Annotated in this window: 10 protein-coding genes; 6 read left to right on the top strand and 4 right to left on the bottom strand. The window is 60.1% G+C overall.

Annotated elements, in window-relative coordinates; all coding sequences use genetic code 11:
• Positions 1-96: 96 nt before the first annotated feature.
• Positions 97-1,122 carry a mechanosensitive ion channel family protein gene (locus ACZBJS_RS13630; RefSeq protein ID WP_168855297.1) on the top strand — a complete coding sequence of 342 codons (1,026 nt, stop codon included), beginning with the start codon at positions 97-99 and terminating at the stop codon, positions 1,120-1,122.
• Positions 1,123-1,323: 201 nt separating this feature from the next.
• Here ACZBJS_RS13630 and ACZBJS_RS13625 read toward each other — a convergent pair whose 3' ends face one another.
• Positions 1,324-2,238: a LysR family transcriptional regulator gene (locus ACZBJS_RS13625; protein ID WP_463438797.1), complete on the bottom strand. Its 915-nt coding sequence runs from the start codon at positions 2,236-2,238 to the stop codon at positions 1,324-1,326.
• 360 nt (positions 2,239-2,598) lie between these two features.
• Here ACZBJS_RS13625 and ACZBJS_RS13620 point away from each other — a divergent pair, with 360 nt between their 5' ends.
• From ACZBJS_RS13620 to ACZBJS_RS13600, 5 genes are all read left to right on the top strand, one after another.
• Complete coding sequence (locus ACZBJS_RS13620; protein ID WP_316397996.1) at positions 2,599-3,177, top strand: flavin reductase family protein; 579 nt, start codon at positions 2,599-2,601, stop codon at positions 3,175-3,177.
• Complete coding sequence (locus tag ACZBJS_RS13615; RefSeq protein WP_253625479.1) at positions 3,174-3,578, top strand: nuclear transport factor 2 family protein; 405 nt, start codon at positions 3,174-3,176, stop codon at positions 3,576-3,578. The genes ACZBJS_RS13620 and ACZBJS_RS13615 overlap by 4 nt, the downstream gene beginning before the upstream one ends.
• A gap of 12 nt (positions 3,579-3,590) precedes the next feature.
• Entirely contained in the window at positions 3,591-5,171 is a 1,581-nt protein-coding gene (locus ACZBJS_RS13610) for a 4-hydroxyphenylacetate 3-hydroxylase family protein (RefSeq protein WP_168855299.1), read from the top strand.
• Between the two features lie 225 nt (positions 5,172-5,396).
• A complete protein-coding gene (locus tag ACZBJS_RS13605; RefSeq protein WP_253638742.1) occupies positions 5,397-6,464 on the top strand; it encodes a maleylacetate reductase in 1,068 nt (355 codons plus the stop codon).
• A 52-nt stretch (positions 6,465-6,516) separates the two neighbouring features.
• Positions 6,517-7,440 (top strand): intradiol ring-cleavage dioxygenase, encoded by a 924-nt coding sequence (locus tag ACZBJS_RS13600; RefSeq protein WP_076826860.1) that lies wholly within the window; start codon positions 6,517-6,519, stop codon positions 7,438-7,440.
• 668 nt (positions 7,441-8,108) lie between these two features.
• On the opposite strand, the gene ACZBJS_RS13595 is transcribed toward ACZBJS_RS13600, so the two are convergent.
• From ACZBJS_RS13595 to ACZBJS_RS13585, 3 genes are read right to left on the bottom strand one after another with little or no spacing between them, the layout of a single operon-like run.
• Positions 8,109-11,168 (bottom strand): NAD(P)-binding protein, encoded by a 3,060-nt coding sequence (locus tag ACZBJS_RS13595; RefSeq protein WP_316397997.1) that lies wholly within the window; start codon positions 11,166-11,168, stop codon positions 8,109-8,111.
• Between the two features lie 11 nt (positions 11,169-11,179).
• A complete protein-coding gene (locus ACZBJS_RS13590) occupies positions 11,180-13,393 on the bottom strand; it encodes an NAD(P)-binding protein (protein WP_316397998.1) in 2,214 nt (737 codons plus the stop codon).
• Positions 13,390-17,277, bottom strand: a complete 3,888-nt coding sequence (locus tag ACZBJS_RS13585) for an AAA family ATPase (RefSeq protein ID WP_316397999.1) — start codon at positions 17,275-17,277, stop codon at positions 13,390-13,392. The genes ACZBJS_RS13590 and ACZBJS_RS13585 overlap by 4 nt, the downstream gene beginning before the upstream one ends.
• Between the last annotated feature and the right edge of the window lie 676 nt (positions 17,278-17,953).

Here is a 17,953-nt window from a genome sequence, read left to right as displayed (position 1 = left end):
CACACCTCCAGGGCGTGGGCTCATTGATGCGTAGCTTCACCTGAGCGTAGGGCCCTTCCGTCGGTGGCAACCGACCGCTATTGCTGAATCCCAATCATGTTAAACGAAGATCATATGATGCCGCTTGTTCTGACCAGCATCCTCGGAATTGCCGGTATCGTCGTTTGGCATCTTCAGGGGAGCAACCGTCCGACCGGCCGACTGATCGCCCAGATCCTGTTCTTTATCGGCATGAGTTTTACGCTCTATCTGGGCGGCATCGCTCCGCATCGCGTCGATGGCGCCCAGTTGCGGGGTCTCGGCGCGTTGCTCTCCATATCGGCCAGGATCCTGTGGTGGACCCATCTCGCATGGGCCATCATTGGCCTAGTCCACATCTATATGTTGCTCAATCGTCGGCCACGGGAAGCGCACCTGATCCAGGACATGGCCGTTGGTGTCATCTATCTCGGTGTGGTGCTGTCGATCATTGGTTTTGTGTTCGGTGTCCCGGTTGGTACGCTGGTCGCGACCTCAGGCGTCGTCGCGATCATTTTCGGCCTTGCGCTGCAAAATACCCTTGGCGATGTCTTCTCAGGGATCGCGCTGACGCTGGGGAGGGCCTATGCCATAGGCGACTGGATCCAATTGAAGGATGGCACGGAAGGCCGCGTCGTTGAGACCAACTGGCGCTCGACCAATCTGCTTACCGGAGGGTACAATGTCGTTGTTGTGCCGAACAGCATCCTGGCAAGACAGGGTGTTACCAATCTCAGCCGCCCCGACGAGACGCACCAGATAACGTTGACCGTACGCATTGCCACCACGACGCCAAACTTCGTCGAGCAAGTCATGCGGTCCGTACTGGATGCCAGCACGCGGATCGTCCAGGACCCGTCGCCGATTGTCGCCCTGAATTCGATTGACGCCGCCGCGATTGAAGTCGAGTTGTTATTCCGTGTGGAGAGTCCCGCCGGCTGGACGGCGGCCCGCAACGAAGTCATCGACCTCCTTTACAGCCAATGCAAAGCAAACGGTCTATCTTTGGCCGCGCCGGCCGAAAGCCTTGTCTTCGACTCGGCCGCGATCAGCGGCGAACATTCTGCCAGGGCAATCGAAGCGCATTCATCCCGCGCGGGTTAAGGTTCACGCAAAGGTATCCTTCCAGAGCGCCGCAGGTGTTTCCTTTGAAAGGAACGAGATCGGACAGCGTGACGCTGCGCGGTTTCTCGCGCCAAGCGTCGTCGGCCTCCCACATGATCTGTGCGACAGCGCCCCTAGTACCCCAACGCGTGGACATGGAGCTTGAGGTTGCCGTCCTCCCGGTTGCCGATGTCGATCGCGCTAAGCGATTTCGGCGGCTACAAGGCGTAGTCGATTGCGCAGCCAGGCGTGTGCGGGGTCGTTGTTATGTCGAGGATGCCAATACATCGCTTCGTGAATGTCGGGCAAGGCAATGGGGGGCTCGAATAGTTTGAGCCTCGGGCAGGAATGCAGCGCCCGGACCTCGCGCTCCAGCACGAGACTGATGAGCGGGGTACCCTCGATGAGAAACGGAACCAGCAGGAAGCTTTCGACCGTGACGTGAATGCGCCGCTGGATACCCATCTCGGCAAGGCGTTGGTCGGCCAAGTTTAGCTGCCGGTCCATACCGATGCCATAGACGAGATGCGGCAGTTCCAGGAACTGTTCGTGGGTCAAGCAATCCTTCGCGATGTGCGGATGTTGGGCGTCGGCGGCACATAGCCAGCGGTCGCGAAGTAGAGGCGTCGACGGGAATCCGGCGTCGCCAAACAGTTCGCTGGGCTCGATCACGAGGTCGGCCTGGCCGCTCTGCAACATGCGCCCCGGGTCGCGGGCGCGCGGCAGGAGATGAACGGTCACGTTGGGTGCTTCGGTGGTGAGCGCACGCACCAGCGGCGTCAACAATACCAGGACGGCGTAGTCCGAAGCACTTATCGAAAAGCTACGCGAATTTTCGGCAGGATCGAAATGCGCCTTCTTTGAAAGCGTCTGCTCGATGCGCTCCAGCGTCTCCCGCACCGAAACGATGAGCTCTTCTGCGTTTCGCGTCAGCTCCAACCCTCGACCGAAGCGAACCAGAAGCGGATCGTCGAACAGCTCGCGGAGACGCGACAGAGCCGCACTCATCGCAGATTGCGTAAGGCCAATGCGCTCGCCGGCGCGACTGACGTTTCGTTCCGTCAGCAGTGCATCGAGCACGACTAGGAGATTGAGGTCGACGCTGCGAAGGTTCAAAGCCCTGCTCCCGTTGACCGGCAAGTGGCACGATGCAGGAGTGTGCACGTTCCGACCGAACAAAATCAACCTGATTTGATGGTTTCGGGAGCCCGCGGCCGGGGAAAGATCGGGTCATAATATCCATACGATCGATGTTAGACATCCATTGCATCGATAGTGGGGCGCGGCGCCGGGTTTGCTGACCGCCACAGTCCGATCGCCTGCAAAACGCAGCATTCGCGTAAATATTTGAAATCACAAATATCGATTGGACGCCTTGTAATTCTCCCGAATAGCCTCGTGACGTTGCCAACATGTCGCGCACTTTCCTCCAAGCGGGGCAGGAAATAGCGCGAGGCTGCGATGGGAGGCTATACGATGAGACATCGTTTGGAGAAGGGCGTTAGTGCGCGCGCTGCGCTTTGGGATCTCGCTTCCGGTCCGCGACCCGATGCTTTCCGCACGGTGATGCGTCGGATCGTGGGAGGCGTCGCCGTTGTTGGCACGCTTCGGGAAGAACGGCCGTGGGGAATGACGGTGAGCGCGTACACGCCCGTCTGCATGGAGCCACCGACCCTTCTGGTCTGCATCAACGCGAAGACGGTCACGGCCGCGGACATCGAGAGAGACCGGAAGTTCTCGCTCAATCTGCTCAGTGAAGCTCAAGCCGGACTCTCTCAACGTTGCGCACAGCCCGGTGCTTCGAAGTACCTCGACGGCTATGTCGTGCCCGCGGACGAGCTTCCCGTCCCATCTTTTACACCCGTGCTGCGTGAGGCGATCGCAACGTTCGATTGCGACGCCTCCGAAATCCGACGGATAGGGACCCATGTCGTCGTGATCGGTGCGATCCGCACGATCTTGGCGCCTACGTCGCTTCGTCCCCTGCTGTACGGGCAGGGCCGTTACTTGAAGACAGTCGCGTTGGACCTCGCATCCGCAGGGGCGTCTGCATGAGTATCGAGAAGGTCGTCGAACGATTCTACGAAGCCCACAACGCCCGCGATGCCGCAGCGGTCGCGGCTCTTTATGCGCGCGACGCCAGTCACGAGGAGATTGCGCAACGCAAGGTCAAACAAGGTCCGAAGGAAATAGCGACGGGCCTGGAGCGCTTCTTCGGCTGGTTTCCCGACGCTTCCTGGACACCGGAACGGCGTGCTGTCGGTGCGAACGGTGTCGCCATGATGAGCTACCTCCTGAAGGCGACGCTCAAGAGCCAGATGGGACCGATCGCGCCGCGCGAGCAGGCGATTTCACTTCGCGGCGTGCATTTGTTGGTAATCCGCGACGGCCTCATTCACCGGAGCGAGGACTACTGGGATGCAGATACTTTTCAACGTCAACTCAACCATGTCTAACGGAGAATAGAAATGAGAAGCGGGAATGAATACCTGGAGTCGCTCCGCGACGGCCGGAAAGTCTATGTCGGAGGCGAACTGATCGAGGACGTCACGACTCACCCTGCGACTAAGGGCTATGCCCAAGCCATCGCCGGATATTACGATCTCCACCTCGATCCGAAGAACCAGGAAATTGCGACCTTCATCGACAAGCACGGTAACCGCCAGTCGATGCATTGGTTCCTACCGCGCAGCAAAGAGGACGTCGTCAAGCGCCGGCAATACTGCGACTTCCTCTGCCGCCATTTCAAGGGCGGCATCTTCACCAGGCCGCCTGCCGGCATGAACGTCGTGATGTTTACCCAGGTGGACGATCAGAAGCCCTGGTCGGAAAACTCCCGCTTCTCCGGAAAGAAGCGCGATCTCTCCGGCAACATCCAACGGCAGTGGGAAGAAGTGACTTCGCAGGATCTGGCCATCTCGCCGATGTTCCTCGACGTGCAGTTCGATCGCGGCCGCGACAATGCGATGGCCGAGACGCCGATGCTCAAGATCATCGAAGAGCGCGATGACGGCATTCTGGTGCGAGGCTGGAAGGCGATCGGCACTTCCGTTCCGTTCGTCAACCACCTCCTCATTGGAAACCTCTGGCGCCCCGGTCAGACGCCCGAGCAGACCGTTTACGCGCTGGTACCGATCGCCACGAAGGGCATCTCGGTCGTCGCCCGTAAATCGAACGCTCAGCCAGATGCCGATCCGTACGATCGTCCCTTGGCCACGATCGGAGACGAATTGGATGCGATGGTGTACTTCGACGATGTCCTGATTCCCTGGGACCGCGTCCAACACGTCGGTAATCCCGATCATGCCAAGTGGTATCCGCAGCGGCAGTTCGACTGGGTGCATCTCGAGACTCAGATCCGGCATTGCGTCCACGCCGAACTGATGGTTGGTCTCGCGCTGCTCCTAACGCAATCGCTGGGTACCAGCACCAATCCGGTCGTACAGGCCCAGCTCGCTGAACTCATCCGCTTCCGCGAGACGTGCCGTGCATTCATGATCGCCGCCGAAGAAACCGGCTTCGCGACGCCCGGCGGTCTTTTCAAGCCGAACAACATCTACATCGACTTCGGCCGTGCCTATTATCTTGAAAATCAGAACAAGATGGTCAACTTGCTCATCGATTTCTGCGGCCGCGGCGTCGTGATCCAACCGTCGAGAAAAGAGCTGGAGGACCCCTACATCGGTCCGAAGCTTTCCGAGGCTTTGCGCGGTGCCGAGATCAGCGCGTACGACCGCATCAAGATCTTCCGTCAGATCAGCGAGCGGTTCCTGACCGAATGGGGCAACAGGCACGAGATGTTTGAGAAGTTCAATGGAACGCCGCTCTACCTCATCAATCTGCTCACGATGCAGCGTACGGAGTACCAGGTAGACGGTCCATTGACCGAGTTGGCTCGGCAGGTTCTCGGCTTCGGCGATACGGCAGAACTCGGCAAGCGAGCTGCAGAGGCACAGAAGAACTCGCACTACGCCAATGTGCGCTTCCAACCCGAATACGCCAAGGCGCAGGACCAGCGCGACGGTTATATGTCGACGGCCGCCGAGTAGAAAACATCCTGAAGCGCTCGGGCGAAAGCCCGAGCGTCGAGGGCTCTCTTCAGTGACAGGCCGGCAGGTGGCAGCGCTCCGCCATCGACCAACCCCTCACATTTCGGACTTGAATCTACTCGATACGGATTTGCAAGGCGCCGCGGCAACCGCTGCGATGCCCTCGAACTTGAGCGACCCACGGATCGGGCTGCCAACTTACGCTCTCATAAGAACAGTGCTGGCATGATCGGATCATTCACGTACGAAAGTCTTCCGTGTCGCGTTGTCTTCGGCAGTGGCACGCTGGGTACCGTCAACGCCGAGGTCAGACGCCTCGGTGGCAAACGAGCTCTGGTGTTGACCAGTTCGCAACAAATGACGCAGGGCGTCTCGCTCGCGGACGAGCTTGGGTCGCTCTGTGCCGGCATATTCTCCGACGCCACGATGCATACGCCGGTCGAGGTGACAGAGCGGGCATTGACCGCGCTGAGGACGTGCCAGGCGGACTGTGTCATTTCGCTCGGCGGCGGATCGACCATCGGCCTCGGCAAGGCGTTAGCGTTGCGCACCGGCGTCAATCAGCTCTGCATTCCCACCACTTATGCGGGCTCCGAAATGACTCCGATTCTCGGAGAAACCCGCGATGGACGGAAGACAACCCTACGCAGTGCGGCCGTGCTGCCGGAAACGGTTGTCTACGACGTCGACCTGACGATGACCTTACCTGCTAAGCTTGCCGCGACTTCGGGCATCAATGCGATCGCCCATGCCGCGGAGGCGCTCTATGCTCAAGAGGCCAATCCCGTGATCTCGCTGATGGCGGAAGAGGGCATCCGTGCCCTTGCACATGCGTTGCCCGTGATTGCCGTCACAAGCGACGATCACGACGCGCGCACCGAAGCACTCTACGGCGCATGGTTTTGCGGGGTTTGTCTCGGTACCGTCGGAATGGCACTGCATCACAAGCTTTGTCACGTGCTCGGTGGTCGGTTCGATCTTCCGCATTCGGAAATGCACGCCATCGTTCTCCCGCATGCGCTGGCCTATAATGCGGCGGCAGCCCCCGACGCCGCGGCTCGCATCGCCAAGGCAGTAGACGCGAACAACGCAGCCACCGGGTTATTCGATCTAAGCCGGCGACTAGGCACGAAGCGCGGGTTGCGCGAGATCGGTATGCCGGAGGATGGTATCGACCGTGCGGCGGACCTTGCGATAGTCGACGCCTATTGGAATCCCCGTTCTCTCGAGCGCGACGCAATCCGAGACCTTATCGCCCGCGCTTGGGCAGGCGAACCGCCTGCCGTACCTTAGGAGACGATGCTCTCTTCCGCCAAACAAAGCGAACTCAACCCACGGAGTGATAATGCGCAACTTCAACGAAGATACGATCACTGATGCGGTGCTTGAGCGACTGCAGGGCGCAACGAATGCCCGCATTCGAGAGATCAGCGAGGCCCTGGTGCGACATCTCCATGCGTTTGTACGCGAGGTGCGTCCCACCCAAAAGGAATGGGAATACGGCATCGACTTCCTCACGAGGACCGGTCAAATGTGCGACGACAAACGCCAGGAGTTCATTCTGCTCTCGGATACTCTGGGCGTCTCGATGCTGGTCGACGCGATCAATGTTTCTTCGGTGCCCGGCGCGACGGAAAGCACGGTGCTCGGCCCGTTCTTCGTTCAGGACGCTCCAGAAGGGAAATTGGGGGAGGACATCTCCAACGGCGTCGAAGGCGATCCGCTTTTCGTCACGGGCTCGGTCTCGACCGTCGACGGTCTCCCCCTTGCCGGCGCATCGGTCGATGTCTGGCATTCCGACGACGATGGTAATTACGACGTGCAGCAACTCGGTGAGATCGGGGGGCTGGCGATGAGGGCCCGCTTCCGCACCGACGCCAGCGGTCGATTTAATTTTTGGTCGATCAAGCCGGCAGCCTATCCGATACCGCACGACGGCCCAGTCGGCGAAATGCTAAAGGCACAGGGCCGGCATCCTTGGCGGCCGGCACACGTGCACTTCATGATTTCCGCCCCGGGCTTCGAGCAATTAGTGACGCACATCTTCGTCGCAGGCGACCAGTACCTCGATTCCGATGTCGTCTTCGGCGTGAAGGACGATCTGGTCCGGGAATTCGTGCTTCGTAACCCCAGCGACGAAGGCGACGGTCGGGCCACCAATAGAAAGTACTACTACCTAAACCACAATTTCGGTCTGAAGAGGGCTGCGAAAAGCTCACAATCCTTGGAGTCAACGAAGGTCTCGAGAGTTCCCGGCGCACAAACCTGAGTGCGTTCGCCGCTCAGCTCTCTCGACCGTAGCGTCGAGCAGCTACTCACTAGTGTTGGGCTGCCAAGATGAGCATAGGCGCCACGCAGGGCTCAGCGCGCCCGGCGAGACTCGCGGTCCATCGTCCGATCCCTGTTGCCGGCACGCGTGGCCCATTCCGACAAAGCAAAATTATCTAATGATCTCAATAGCCCGAAAGGCTGCAAAATATCGGAATAGCACCAGAAAACATTGCCGAGATTCGAAGACTTCCAATCTGAATGGAGACCGGCTTCTCGATCATCTTAGCGCGATAGGAGGTCGCGTCGAGGCGGCTTTAGGCGAAAGATTTCAGAAGGTACCGTAGGTTTTCTGGCTGTGCGGAAAGGCGGTAGCGCTCCCCCGCTACCATGCGGCATTCGTCATCCCGTCGCGGTTCATCGCCTTATCCAGCCTCCGAAGGGATGGTGCTTTCCACGCGGTCCGCCAGCTCGGGGGCCAGCTCGCTCTGCGGCCACGGCGCGAGTAACGAGGGAAAGGCTGCCTGGCGTTCAGCTGTCGGGTGGGGGCGCTGCATCCTCATGCTCGACTCTCGCCGTTTTGATGGCGGTCGTCAATCTAAGACCTTCGTACGAGTGCGGTGCCTTGGCGACCATTGAGCGAATTAGTGGCGCCAAGCTTCCCGGCCGTCAGCGTCGTACCAAGATACGGCCCAGCAATGCCGTGCTGTACTCGCCGGTGGCCCTCGCCAGATTTCTTGCGCTCGAACTCGGCTGCCCGCCCGGAAAGTTGAAGGGCAGGCTGAGCGTCCAAGGCGCGATGAACCGGAATCCCCAGGAGTCGTCCTTTTGCGGTGGCTTTGAGATCGGTGCGAGTTCGATCTCCTCTGCCTTATGGGCGAAAGGCGAGGATAGCGCGATCTTGCCCTTGATGGGTTGAACGACCGCACCGCCAAGACCGTATTTCAGCATCGAGTAGATGAAATTGCCATCCGGCTGGACGCCGACCAGAGGCTGATCCAGTTTGTCGCGGAGTTGCTTGATGACGAGATAGCTGTCGATGCCACCGGGCACGCCGTCGCGCTCGAACCAGGTTCTTATGGTGCCGGATGAGCTTCGCATGGAGAAGGAGTCATTATCATCCTGGATTCGTGCGACCTGTTTGTTGAAGCCGTAAAAATTCTGACCGATCAACGTGGCTGCCAGCGAGCTCACGAACAAATGCGGCATGTAGCTGAACAGGACGTTCTGCAATGAAGGTGCGTTCTTATGGACAACGTCGGGAATCAGCTGGGCGATTTCGAGGTAGTGCGCGCCGCCGAAGGGTAGTGGTCCCGGACGCACGTTGCGTTGCCGGGCAAAGATCAGGACGACATGATGCGGTGGCTCGGGAATAATCTCCGGTGTCCTTTCCGTCTTGCCCTCTGCATCGGACGACGCGCCGTGATGCGCTGTCTTGATCGTGCTGTGGGGCGCTGGAGGTTCGAGGAGTGTCAGCCCATCGGGTAGCATCTTCTCGAGTTCGCAGCGCGGCCGTTGTTGGACGACGCAAAACGCCTCGATTTCGCCGGTACCGGCGACGGCGTTAGTGGCAAGCTTGCGCAACAGGTCCAATGCCGGCAACAAGGCGGTTGGCAGCGAAACGTCGTTGAAGTCGTTGGCGTTTGGCATGGCAATATCTACTCCTGCAATTGCGGCTGCCGCGGCGCGGCCCGCCATGACCGATGCTTCAATACAACCCGCATTAATACCGGTACGAACCCAGTCGCCGGCGAGAAAGAGATTGTCGACCCCCGACTTGCCGGCCTCCATGCGTTTGAACACGCTGCCGGGAACCGATAGCACATATCGGTCCGAGGGATTGATGTTCACCCTCGGATATTGCGCGAAGAACCGCCTTCGAGTCGGGGGGGAATAAGCACGATAGTCGAAGAATCGCTCCCAACGAATGGCATGGCCGGGGCCTTCAATTCCGGGCCATAGGAAGTGAAGGTTGCTCTCGACCCAGTGCAGCATCCTTCGCCTTTGCCGCGCGAGCATCCTGGCCGGATAACTGTGTTTGCAGAACGGGGGCGGCGGATGCAGGGGATCGTCGACCAGGGAGCCAACGAAATATGCCAACCCCTTGGGAGGCGATTGAGGCCATTTTTCCAGTGGCAACATCAGGCTGAGGTCGGCCCAGGTATCGAGCGGCAATACGAATCCCGAAAGAGCCGTTCGATCCTGCTTGCAACCGAGCTCTCGCATGCCGACGCTTGTCCATGCCTGAAAGGCTACCGTCGCCGTCGTCTTGATGGCATCGACCATCTCTCGCCAGCCGGGCGTGTGGCAGATCAGGTCGCTGCATATCGTGCAAAATGCGCCGATGCCGATGCCGAGCACGACATCGTCGAAATCTCTCCCTCGCAGCAGCTTTCGGGGAGGGGCGACGCCGGGCCACTTCGTCCACGCCGATTCCAGGTCTATTCTTTGGTCCCGCAGATCCTGTCCTTGGACCAGCTGACAGTAGTCTGGATGGGAAGGCCAGCTCGGGATAGTGCCATCTGCGCCGATCCAGATCAGCGGATCGTAAGAATTGCCGGAGTGGGTGGTCGCCTGCACGGTGGTGTCGATGAACTCGATCGAAGCTTTGTCTTGAGACAGTCCGATGTGCTCGACCTTGGTAAAGAATTCGAATTTGACATGGCGTTTCGTGAGGACCTGGTAGAGCGGAGCGAACAGCAGCTCGCCCATGGTCGCCTTGAGAAGGTAGAAGAACGACCCGCGATATGTGAAGAGCAGCTTCAACAGGATGCGGGTGCCGGTGCCTGCCGCCACGTTCCTGCAGGGAATGACATTCCCGTATTCATGCGTGTGGCGGCTACCGAAGAACCCGAACACATAATCATAGCAGCCACGGATAATGGCGGAATCCAGCGTCGAATCCGAGCAACCGTTCGACCTCATCCAATCGGTCCACTCTTGATGGTCGATGCAGTCGAAGCCCTGCCACAGCACGCCGTCGCTCAACATGCCGATCGCGATCGTCAGCGCGACCTCCGCCACGATCTCGCGCGGGTCGCGTGGCATGGCGGCTGACGCCGGCTTGTCGCAGAGCTGAGACCGCGCATGCCTTAGTATCGTCTGTAGTTCGGCGGCGTCACTCGGGCTGACCGCCCTGGGATCCTGCGGCAGGATATCGATCTTCGCCCGCGCCGTTCTGAACGGACCGTCGGTTGTTCCGGCCGCCACGGCGGAGTGCTGGGTCGCCGCCGGCCATTGGTCGGTGAAACCAGCGATCGACTGGCTCTGCTGCACCGAGCATTCGAGCAGGGAGCGCAGAAAATCGACGAGCGAGACTGCGGGACGCGGTGTGCCGGGAATACCTTCATGGGGTGGAATGTCGATAGTCCATGAAGTCCAACCGGAATTGAACGGCTCCATGAGCACGGATCGATCGAGGCCCTCGAAGGCGTTCTCGCGTGATCCGAACGGCGGGCTGAGATCGAGATCGTTCATCGCGGCATAAAGCCGGTCGACCAGTTCGAATGCGTTATCGTAGAAACCGGTCCAGACATGAAGTCCGTGTTCTTCGGCGCGATATCCTTTTTCCTTGTCGCGGCCGACCGCTCCCTTGCCGCCAAGCCGCCAGCCGATCGTGTAGACGGTGATGTCGAACAGTTGATGCTGCGGATCTTGCTCCGTCAGCTCGAACGCCGCGCTGAGCGCCGCGACACCGCCTCCCAGGATTGCAATCTTTCTGAGCGCCATGCGGCCGATCCTCATTCAGCGGGGGCGGGCGCGCAGCTGCGCATAACATCACAGAGAGACACAAATTGTCGGGTAGCGTGAAGGAAACGCTCGCCGGGAATTTCGAGCTCTGCGCCGGTGATCGCGCGCGCCGCCTGCATTCCCGAGATCACGGCTGTTTCAACGCATTCGGTGTTGAAGCCGGTGTCGATCCAGGTTCCGGCGAGGTACAGGTGCTTGAAGCCGGACTCGTCGGTCTTCAGGCGCCAGGCGCTGGTGCCGGCCGCGGTCGCGACACAGCAGTCCCAGGGACTGATATTGGCTTTGACGTGCTGAGCCCTGATCCGGCGATAGCCGTGGCGATCCTGATCGTCGTAAAGCACGGTCCAGTCAAACGCACCGTTCGTCATCACCTTCGGCCAGATGAATTTAGCCTTGTGCTCGAGCCAATCCAGCGTCTTGAGATAGGCGAGCAGATTTGCCATCTCCTGGGTATGCCGGCTTGTCTGCGGCGCTGCGTACAATTTCGAAGGGAAGACGTCACAGAGGTAGTGAAGCGAGTAGGGAGGAGGGACGCGGCGCTCATACCGCAGGAGCTGAAACATGTCCGCCCAGATGTCGAGAGGATTGGGGCCTGACACCAGCGCGGGCTTTTGTCCGGGCCAGCCGAGGTCGGCAAGCGAGCGCGTGCTCCAGAGCTGAACTGCGATGCTGGGCACCAGGCGAAGCTTTGCCGCCATATTCCAGAAGCCGGTGCTGTAGTTGTAAAGGTCGTCGAACGGCTCGTGCTTTGCTTCAATGCCAGATAGGCCTGGTCCGGGCGGTCGCTCGACACTCTTGTTGCCCGTGAACTTCTTGAAAGCGCCGAGCGGTATCGCCAGGACGACATCGTCGAAATCGTCGACGCGTGTCTTTACGTCGGTGCCGACCCGCTCGTTGCACCAGAACGATTCAAAATCAACGCAGCCGTTCGGGGGCACGTCGAGGTGAAGCCAGTCGGGTTGGCTGCTCCAGCCGGACAGTCCATCGCCAATCGGCACGGTCCATTCATAGCCGGACTTCGGTATCGCCTGCACGTCAAAGTGCAGTGAATCGACAGATCGCCCATCCGACGAGACCCTGATGTCGGTCAGTTTGTGAAAGAACCGAAACTCGACGTCTCGCTGCTTGAGTATCTCGAACAGGGGAGCGACGATCACTTCGCCTGCACCGGCCTGCAGCTCCCACGCCACGGCTCCTTGATAGGTTCCGAGTGCTCGAAGCAGGACCTGGACCGCAGTTCCTGCTCCGTAGCTCGCGTTGGCGATGTCTCCGTCCGGATACTGAAACATCGTGTCGTAGAGCGCTTTCACCATTGGCGAATGCTTGACCAGTGAGGGCTCGGCGCCATGACGAACCAACCAGCGGCGAAAGTCCTCGCCGTCCATCTGCTGGATGGATCGTTGCTCAATCACGATGTCGTCGAAAATGCCGTCCACCAGCGGCCACGCTAGTCGCAAGGCCTGGTCGAACAAGTGACCGGCTGCGGTATTCGCAAAGGTCATATGACAACTGGCGCCGGCAGCGCCCTGAAGCACCCGGCGGACTAATTCCATGTCCGCGGGGCCAAACGAGATCATGTCTTCGTCGAGATGCAACAGCCATGCCGAGGCAATCTCCAGACAGGTTCTTGCCGTCACCACACCGAGTAGTCTTGAGGGGGGAAACCGCGGGTCGTCGCGCATTTTTATCGTTTCGATCGAAACTTCGTCGAGCTTGACGATCGGCGAGTCTGACCCGAGCGCATAGTCGTGGAAGTTGATCAACAGCCCTATCGCGTGCGACAGACAATTGGCGATGCTGAGGTCAGCCGGTTCTCTGCCGGGTATACCGACTTTCTTCGATGTCGGGAAGTTGACGTCATACACGGTCGGCTTGGCCCCATCGGGATCGCCGATCGGCGTGTAACCCTGTGGGAGAATCAAAGTGTTCAAATCGACTTTCGCTCCCTTCCGCGGCAAGTTTCGGTAAACTTCGGCCAACATCTGGAAAGCGTTCAGGTAGTGGCCGAACCAGATATGCAGGCCATGCTCGATGTTGCGGCCCTGCGCATCGCGCCCGCTGGCGCACTTGCCTCCGAGCCGCCATCCCAGCTGATAGACCGTGACGTGATATTGCTTGCGCAATTCCGATGTAAGGCTGAGCTGATAGGCGGCGGAAAGTCCCGCCATTCCGCCGCCCACGATGATGATGCGGCGCTGGCTCAAGCCTGTCTCCATTGCGACGACGGCGATGGATGGACACGTTTCAGTTCGGCGAGCTCCTTGGCGGCGCCGAGGCGTTCAAAGATGTCGGCCGCCTGCCGCAGGCGAGACTCACGCTCAGGATCGCTCGCGCTGGTCGCAAGGCCGATTCGATAGATCGCCTGCGCCTGCTCGCGGGGGGTTTGCAGCAGCTCGGCCACTTCGGCGGCGCGCTTCCAATTCTCGAGCGCCCGCGCCGGTTGACTGGTCAGGAAGCGCAATCGGCCGTTCATTAACAGGCTGTAGAGACGGCAGATCGGCGATGTTCGAGCCAGCCGCGAAAGCTCCCGGCACGCCAGCTTCGCCTGGCTTTGAATGTTCGAAGAGACCGCGCCGGAAGCTTGCTCCCAATGGCTCAGTAAGACATCGGCGATTCCTGCCGGCCCGAAGGCATATCCGCCCCACACAACGCCGCATTCGCGCAGGATTGGAAGTCCCCGTTCCGCAAGCTCAAGGGCGACCGCGGCCTCGCCGCGCTCGAGATAGCCGGCCGCGGCCACGCCCGTGCAAAGCAATTGTTCGGTGCGGATCAACCGCTGGCCCGCCAGCGCTTTCAGTTTGTCGAGGCATCCGGTATCGGCCCCGCCCCGGGTGATGTCGATCAATGCCCGTAAGGAAAGACTCCAAGCGCGGATCTGCGGCGGGGAATCGTCGGAGAGTTCCGCGAACAGCTTGGCAAGCCGCTCGTCGGCGAGCGAAATATATCCCCGCAACAGCGCGATGAAGATCAACATCGTCTCGCTGTTCTGCGCACGCTTTCGGTCTCCCAGGCGCTCGTAACAACGTCTTGCATGCTCGCCATGCGCCTCGGCATTATCCCATTCGGCGAGGCCATAAGAGAGAACGCCGAGCACGAGTCGGACCCGCGCGATCTCGGGCAGCGAGCCGTAACCTTCCGCAAGTTGGATCGCGCGCGCCGCGTACCTGCGGCCGATCCCCACCATGCCGGACATCCCAATTCCGAGCGCCAGCGCGCTGTATCCTCGAATCGTCTCCGGGGTCGCGCCGCATTTTTCGGCCAGGTTCAACGAGGCCAGCGTTCCGTTGAGCACGGCCAGCGAGTCATTCTGGTAGAAATACTGCTCCGACAGAAATTCGTGCATATGAGCGACGCGCTGCATGTCGGACCTGTCCTGCTCAGCCAGGGCCACTTGTTTCGACGAAGTATACCGTAACCTCAACTGGGTTGCGGCGTTGCGAACAAGCGCGCCGATTCGTTCGGTCTTGCTCGCCGGAAGACGATGACCAAGCAACTCCATCGCGCGGTGGTAGTGGTTGGCGGAGCTCTCGTAGTCCGACAATTCGTGACAAGCGTCACCGAGGATGACCTCCCAAGCCGCTTTGCGGCTGCGTCCGATCTGGATTGCTTCGCGCTGCGTGAGATCGAATAGCTTCTCCACGTAACGGATCGCTTCGCGATTTGCCGAGTTGTTGCGCGACTGTTGCGCCGCAAGCTCGAGGTAAGTGATCGCCCGCAACGGCTCGCCGCCAAGCTCGAGATGCCTTGCCAGGCGCGCATAATTCGGTTGCAGCTCCTCGGCGTGATGCTGCTCGATGAAGCCGGCAATCCGCCGATGGAGGGTTTTTCGCTGCGCAAAAGACAAGACATGATAGGCAACCTCCATCGTTATGGAGTGCCTAAACACAAAGGAAAGTGGCCGCGTCTCGCGATCGAGTTGCAGGAAGTCGAAGTCGATCAATCGGCGGATGCATTCCGCCTTGGTGGCAGCGGACAACTCCGGGACGATTTGATCCAGCAACTCGGAGGAGAAGGCGTCGCCGACCGCGCTGGCGGCCTTGAGCACCAGCTGGTCGTCGAGCGATAGCAGGTCGATCCGGCTGACGATTGCGCGTTCAACGCTGGTCGAGAGCGAGATACTGGAATCGGCGAGGCTCTGTTCATCGAACGAACATATCCCCCGCGTAACCTGAATCTTTCCAGTGTCCCTGAGCGCGAGCGCGAGCTCCTCGCTGAAGAACGGATTTCCACTGGCATGACCGTAGACATATCGCACCAGTTCCGGCGGAACCTCGGACGATCTCAGGCGCCGCTTCACCAGCAGCCGCACGTCGTCGCGCGATAGCCGGTCGAGCCGCAGCTGCAGCGATGAGGCGAGTTCGACGGCAAGACGCTGCTCTGCGATCGCTGTCGTCTGGGTCCGCTGAGTAACCACGATCAGGAAGTCCGAAAGCCGGCGCGCGACGGCGCCAAGCAGTTCGATCGAGGGGCCGTCGAACCAGTGGACGTCCTCCATCAGGAGGATGCGAACGCTCGATCGGCGAAGGATGAAGATCACGAGTTCTTCGATCGCGCTCGCGCGAGCCGAGCCGACGATCTGTTCGGTGAAGGCGAATTCGGAAAATCCCAGTGGAATGACTTCTTCGAGCAGCGGAAGCCAATTCAGCAGCGACTCGTTTTCGAGCAGCGCTTCCGACAATTCGCGTCGAACCCGCGGTCCGTCGCCCGGTCCTTCAAACTGCAAGATCTGCCGCAATACGGCGCGCCACACGAAATAGGGCGTCGATCTTTCGATCGCCGTGGCATTTGCAACCAGGACGGCGTGATTGTCGGCCTGCGCCGATCCGATGAAGTCTTCGAGTAGGCGCGATTTTCCGATGCCGGCTTCGCCTGCAATGAGGACGAGCTTACCGGTTCCTGTCTTCAGACCGTCGAGACAGCTCCTGAGCATCGCGGTTTCGCTGACGCGGTCGATGATGGTGCGCCGGGGTGGAGCATGGAAATCGTCGGTCACTGCCGCCGGACTGAACGCCAACATCGATGCGCCCGTCCCCTTGACCTGGAGATGTGGCAGCAGATTGAACACGATCCTGCGCCCGACGGCCTGGGCCGTCGTGGCGTCGCAGACGATGTCGCCCTGTGCGGCCTCGGCGAAATGCGCGGCCACATTGATGGCCTGCCCAAAAATCCCGAACGTCCTTTGATGGAGGCCGCCATAATTGCTGCAGAACAGGCGGCCGGTCGCCAGGCCGACAGAAATCGGAATGGCCTTCGCTTCCAGCTGGCGACGGAGGCGCAGACACGCCTCGACTGCCCTGAAGGGATCGTCTTCGTGGGCAAGCGGAGCCAATCCGAAGACGAGCGTAAGAGTCAGGCCCTTGTCGTCCATCAGGACCTGATGAACGGTTCCCTCGAGCCGTTCGGCGATTTGCTGGATGTCAACGACGAAGGCCTGCAGTCTCGTCAGGAAATCATCATCGAAATTGAAATCGGGGAGGCCGACCCGCGCCACTGTGAGCGTGCGAAACTCGCCGACCCAGTCGCTGGCATCGGCCTTGCCCGTGTGGCTTCCGAAGATAATGCCGTCTATCGGTGCGACGGCATCGGGCGCGTTCATTCCAAGGAGCCGTGCTCCATAGGGCATGGGCTCGAGTTCGCACGAGCCCGTCAACAGCCGCGCGGCGTTTGCACACAACGCGATGTCGCCGATCGCGGCCTTCTGATAGGCGAGGCCGATGCTGTAAAAGGGTTCTCCGGCTGCAACATAGTGCCATTTGTCCTGCCAGCCGCCGAGCCTGCAGAAGAACACTTCGCCGGTTTCCACCGCCGTACGCGCACTGATCGCTTCTCGGCCCGGCCCGGCGGTCATGGCCTGTCGCAGCGCAAGGCCGCAGCGCACGGCCTGCGCGGTAGCGACGGCCGCGTCCGGATCGACCCAAATCGCGAGAATGGCGTCGCCGGCGAAAGCGACGATGTCGCCTCCCTCTGAATCAATCACGTCGGCCAGTATCGCAAAGCAATCGTTGATGAAGTAGGTAAGGCTTTCAGCGCCGTCGCCGGCAGCGCGGTCGGTCTTCGCTGTGAAGCCGGCAATGTCGATAAGCAGCACTGCCGCGGTCCGGGCGTCCGCGCGAGGGTTGTTGGACCACTCCTGAGACCGGAGGCGTGCATTCACCCATTTTGGCGTGTGGGCGGCTTGCTCCCTCGCGACAGCTCCGGCAGGCATTGCACGACCTCGGCTCAATGGAGCCGGAATGGAACCCTGTCTTGGAGAGAAAATCAACAAACCTGCGGTTCTCGGACCGCCGGAGACCGTCAGCGGTCTTGTCCAATGTCTAAAATGCCTTTTATCACTTCGGCCGCATCCGGGCTGTGGGGTGGTTCACAATGATCGTCAAACTTCGGGTCCGTTCGTGATCCGGAAAGAACGCGACCACAGGCGATGACCTTGTCACTCACACGCATGTCGACGTGCACATGACGGGCCGGCCGAGCCGTGCGCATGAGGCGGCGCGAACGCGCGCCAAAGGACCGTCACTGGCTCTCTTGGCTTTCGACACCTTGCTTTCGTTCCAGTCTTCATGAGGCTGCGCCTTCTGAACAAGCTCGACTTCCAAATTGAGGCTCAACCTATTGAAAACACTGGGCCGGGAAATGACGGGGCGATCCCGGCAGGAGGGATATCCCAAGCAAATTCAATGGCATGGAATTGATAACCCCGCCAATGCCGCCATTGCCTAGCGTTTTCGTTGCGGTGGCTACCGTGTTCGTCGCTGAAAGGGGGT

The sequence above is a fragment of the Bradyrhizobium sp. KZN70725 genome (genome assembly GCF_055264925.1).
Note: the sequence above shows the minus strand (reverse complement) of the source record. Positions and strands in the feature narration are given on the sequence as shown.

Bases quoted from the DNA above. Each gene is read 5' to 3' on its own strand.
- ACZBJS_RS13620 (WP_316397996.1), top strand. From the start codon at position 2,599: ATGAGACATCGTTTGGAGAAGGGCGTTAGTGCGCGCGCTGCGCTTTGG.
- ACZBJS_RS13595 (WP_316397997.1), bottom strand. From the start codon at position 11,168: ATGGCGCTCAGAAAGATTGCAATCCTGGGAGGCGGTGTCGCGGCGCTC.
- ACZBJS_RS13605 (WP_253638742.1), top strand. From the start codon at position 5,397: ATGATCGGATCATTCACGTACGAAAGTCTTCCGTGTCGCGTTGTCTTC.
- ACZBJS_RS13600 (WP_076826860.1), top strand. From the start codon at position 6,517: ATGCGCAACTTCAACGAAGATACGATCACTGATGCGGTGCTTGAGCGA.
- ACZBJS_RS13610 (WP_168855299.1), top strand. From the start codon at position 3,591: ATGAGAAGCGGGAATGAATACCTGGAGTCGCTCCGCGACGGCCGGAAA.
- ACZBJS_RS13615 (WP_253625479.1), top strand. From the start codon at position 3,174: ATGAGTATCGAGAAGGTCGTCGAACGATTCTACGAAGCCCACAACGCC.
- ACZBJS_RS13630 (WP_168855297.1), top strand. From the start codon at position 97: ATGTTAAACGAAGATCATATGATGCCGCTTGTTCTGACCAGCATCCTC.